At 42.8% G+C, this 3,933-nt stretch carries 5 protein-coding genes; all 5 read left to right on the forward strand.

Going from position 1 to position 3,933, the window contains the following annotated elements:
* A partial coding sequence (locus ACFIJZ_RS09300; RefSeq protein WP_375631849.1) for a hemagglutinin repeat-containing protein occupies window positions 1-2,366 on the forward strand: 2,366 nt, incomplete at its 5' end.
* Window positions 2,363-2,767: a hypothetical protein gene (locus ACFIJZ_RS09305; RefSeq protein ID WP_375631851.1), complete on the forward strand. Its 405-nt coding sequence runs from the start codon at window positions 2,363-2,365 to the stop codon at window positions 2,765-2,767. The genes ACFIJZ_RS09300 and ACFIJZ_RS09305, both read left to right, overlap by 4 nt.
* A 15-nt stretch (window positions 2,768-2,782) precedes the next feature.
* Window positions 2,783-2,998 (forward strand): hypothetical protein, encoded by a 216-nt coding sequence (locus tag ACFIJZ_RS09310; protein ID WP_375631853.1) that lies wholly within the window; start codon window positions 2,783-2,785, stop codon window positions 2,996-2,998.
* Window positions 2,962-3,549 carry a hypothetical protein gene (locus tag ACFIJZ_RS09315; protein ID WP_375631855.1) on the forward strand — a complete coding sequence of 196 codons (588 nt, stop codon included), beginning with the start codon at window positions 2,962-2,964 and terminating at the stop codon, window positions 3,547-3,549. Before ACFIJZ_RS09310 ends, ACFIJZ_RS09315 begins: the two co-directional genes overlap by 37 nt.
* On the forward strand, window positions 3,546-3,933 hold a 388-nt coding region (locus ACFIJZ_RS09320; RefSeq protein WP_375631856.1), incomplete at its 3' end, for a hypothetical protein. The genes ACFIJZ_RS09315 and ACFIJZ_RS09320, both read left to right, overlap by 4 nt.

The following is a 3,933-nucleotide window of genomic DNA, read 5'->3' on the forward strand; positions in this document are numbered from 1 at the left end:
ATAATATCACCCTATCAGAAAGCTATGATACCTCTAACGCAAAAGAAAAGCATGAAAAGTCTTTTGCTGGTGTGACAACTTCCGTTGATATCGGTGTCCTTGGCACGGTACAAGGACTAAAAGATGCCGCAGATCACATGAATAATAAGGATGGTAACAATACAGTTATTAATGGCATACTGACCGGCATGAAAATCAATCACCTCTTTAATAAAGGAGAGAACTTTATTAATTGGCTGACTGGCAACACAGGAGAAAAGGGGAACACAACCAAAGGACTGAGTAGCCCATTAGGAGGGATGGGGGGCTCCACCAAGGATGCTCTTGCCAATCTGGCTGGCGCATCTGGCAGTGTAACCGTGGGCTTTAAAACTGAGAAAACAGAAGCCTCTTCTCAAGTCTCCACAGCGGTGACAGATAGCATAGAAGGCGGACGCGCTGTTAACATGCAAGCCCACAAAGGCAGCATTCATGGTGTTGGCGCTGATATTATCGCTGGTACCAATCCAATCTATGTGCTGGAAAATGATGCACAGAGCGGAAAGATCACCATGGAAGCAGGTGAAGATATCATCTTTGAAAGTGCACAAAACACGCAAAGCACACAAAACAGCAGTGAAAGTTCTTCAATGAGTGTTGGCACCGGTTATGGCACGGGTGGCGCAGGGGCAACGGGTAGTGCTTCTTTTAGTCAAGGGGAAGGTTCCAGTGAGGAAGTTCAACACAAAAACAGCCATATTATAGGCACCGGCACTGTTCATACCACGAGTGGGGCAAACACCACATTGGCAGGCGCCGTGGTTTCTGGAGAGCGTGTAGAAATGGAAGTAGGGGGTGATTTTGCCATTACCAGCCGCAGTGATACGGGACAAACTTCCAGTAAGCAAAATTCTGTTTCTGTTGGGTTTGGTGCTGGACAAACGGGTGGTGGGGGGTCCATGAGCGCCTCTTTCCAAAAGGATAAATCCTCCAGCGATTATCATAGTGTTGTGGAGCAATCAGGCATCAAAGCGGGTGATGGCGGCTTTAATATCATAGTTAAAGACAAAACAACGCTGACCGGAGGCATCATTGCCAGCACCGCGCCGGCAGATAAAAACAGCCTGACCACAGGAAGCATTAGCACCAGTGATATCAGCAACAGTGCCCATGCTAAAGCCAGCAGCCATGGGTTTAGCATTTCTGGGAATGACACGATAAAAAACATTGCCAAGAATGTTTTAAATCACGGCAAAGCCAAGGATGGAGCAGAAGGGGAAACCAAATCTGCTATCAGCGATGGGACTATCATCCTTACTGATACAACTGGACAGAGGGCGATGGGGCAAGATGCTGGACAAATCATTGGCTCTCTCAACCGCAACACCGCAGCAGCACACCAGGCAGTAGGACAGCTAGATGTCGCACCACTTGAGGGAGCAGTGCATAATCGCGTAGATATGATCAATGATTTATCGGATGAAGGATTGGGATACTGGGACAAAGTGCGCGAAGTCGCAAATGTTAAAGAACATCCAGTAGGTGAGATTTTGCATGATGAAAATGGCAATGTCCTCTATTTAACCGATGAAAATGGAAAACCTATAAAAGACAGCGATGGAGAATATATTACTCTGTATCACTTTTTAAATGCTGAAGATGAGCAGCATTTACAAGCTGGCTCTGATGGCAACAGGCGTATGTTCTATAATGGTATTTTTAACACACCAGATGAAGCAGCCGGTAATGCTGTCCACTTAGCTGATAATGAACATGAACCCCTTTATTTTACATACCACCCACAAGCTAAAGACAGGCTCGTAGAGTACGGAGTAGCGATTTATGAATATTTTGGGAGATGGAGTAATTCGACCAAGAAGTTACAAGATTTTATCTATCGTTATGGCAATACAGGGGCGATTGTTAGTGCGCATAGCCGTGGTAGTTTGACAGTGGGCAATGGAATGCGTGACTTTGAACAACGTGGCATTCACGGTATAGCAGAAAAAACAGATATCTATCTTTTTGGACCAGCTGATAACTCTCAATCAATAGCGAATGCACTCTATTATGTGAGTGATGGTAAAAAAGATCATATTTACTTACAAAACCATATATTCGATCCCATAGGTACAGGATTTGGTCACAATCCACCTACTGCTTATAAGGTACCCTTGAGGCTCCCTTATGCAATATTTCCACCAGCAACTCCAATGATAGAGCAAGGGGGAGCGTTCATCGGGCATAACCCTAGTACCCATAAGTGTTATGGTAATGCGGGGAAAAAATGTCAAGATAATTATGGAATACATCATAATGCAAAAATTTATGCACCTTATGCAATTTTAGATAATTTAGGTTTAGGTTATTTATGGAGAAAAAAATGAATACACTGTTTAAATTATTAAGTGGAATAGTTCTGTTAAGTGTCTCTGGATGTGACATATCAAATATTGACAAACCTCCTCCAGGGGAAGTACATGGGTGGTTGAAGGCGGGAGCAGATTTTACTGAGATAGGAAAAGCCTTATTAGAATGTGGAATGCCGAGTCTTATCGATCCTGATTCAGAAAATAGAAACCTCAGTTTAAATCAAATGGCATCCATTGATGCTTGTATGGTCCAAGCAGGATTTCGTGATAGATACGGTGGTCCGTATTGGTGCTATAATTATAAAGACCTTCCCATTTGTCAGCCTGGTGCTGTCATCCCGAAGAGAAGTGTCGAAAAGCGCTTAAACAGCCCGTTTTGTAAAAGGTATAAAAATGCGGATGAATGCCAACCTTAAGTTTTGCTGTTTGTGATGATCAACAAACCGCCATCTTTGCCTTGGCTTGAAATGGCAGGATTGCTTCCTCACGCACATTATTTAACGCCTGAAGAACAACAGAATTTACAAAAAGGTTCTGATGGCAAGGTTCATTTTTTCCTCAATGGTATTCTTACAACACCAGATGAAGCAGCCCATAATGCGGTTCAGTTGTGGCTGATAACAAGAATGATCCGCACTATTTTCTGATGTTCCCTCATAGCGATTCGTTCTTGGTAGAGTTGTTCATTGCAGGGTATCAGTATGCTCTAGAAGGTAAGTTGGGTATTTTGACCAATTCGACGAAGAAGTACCAGAATCTGTTGTATAGCCTTGGCAATATAGGATTGCATACTGATGCGCATAGCCGCGGCAGTATGACAGCGGGCAATGGATCGCATGATTTAGAAAAGCATGGTGTTCATGGTATAGCAAAGAAAACAACGATTAATTTCTTTGGACCAGCTTATAATACTCAAAACATGGCAGATACGTTATATATCTTAAGTGATGGAAAGCAGGATTACCTAAACTTGGAAAATCATAAAAATGACTTTGTGGGTACAAAGATTGGCAAAAATCCTTACACTTTTGAGCAAATACCTCCTGGAAGTGGTCCCTGGAAAGAAGCAGGGCAAATATTAAAGGGCTACCCAAGTGTTCATGCTTGTTATGGTCATGCAGGTTATGAGTGCACATCGCTTTATGGATTACCTAATCGTACGCCAATTTATTCAAAATATTCAGGAAGAAAAAAATGAAACAAATCTTGAAATTATTAAGTGGTCTCATTCTGTTAAATATTGCTGGATGTAACATCGACAAGCCTCCACCAGGAGTTTTGAGTGCATGGGAGAAACCAGGAGCAGATTTTACTGAGGTAGGAAAAGCATTGTTAGAATGTGGTATGCCAACCCCTTATGATGTTTTTCCAGAAAATAGAAAGCTAAGCATCAATGCAGAGGCTTCCATCGATGCTTGCATGATTCAAGCAGGATTCCGCTACAAATGGGGAGGACCATATTGGTGTTATACTTTTAGAGCTGAAAACCTTCCCATTTGTCGTCCAGGTGCTGTCATACCACAGCGCAGTGTCAAGAAGCGTTTGAACAGCCCTTTTTGTAAAAAGTATAAAAATGCACCTG

Source organism: Bartonella sp. CL70QHWL (assembly GCF_042194855.1).
In the GTDB taxonomy this organism is placed as follows: domain Bacteria; phylum Pseudomonadota; class Alphaproteobacteria; order Rhizobiales; family Rhizobiaceae; genus Bartonella.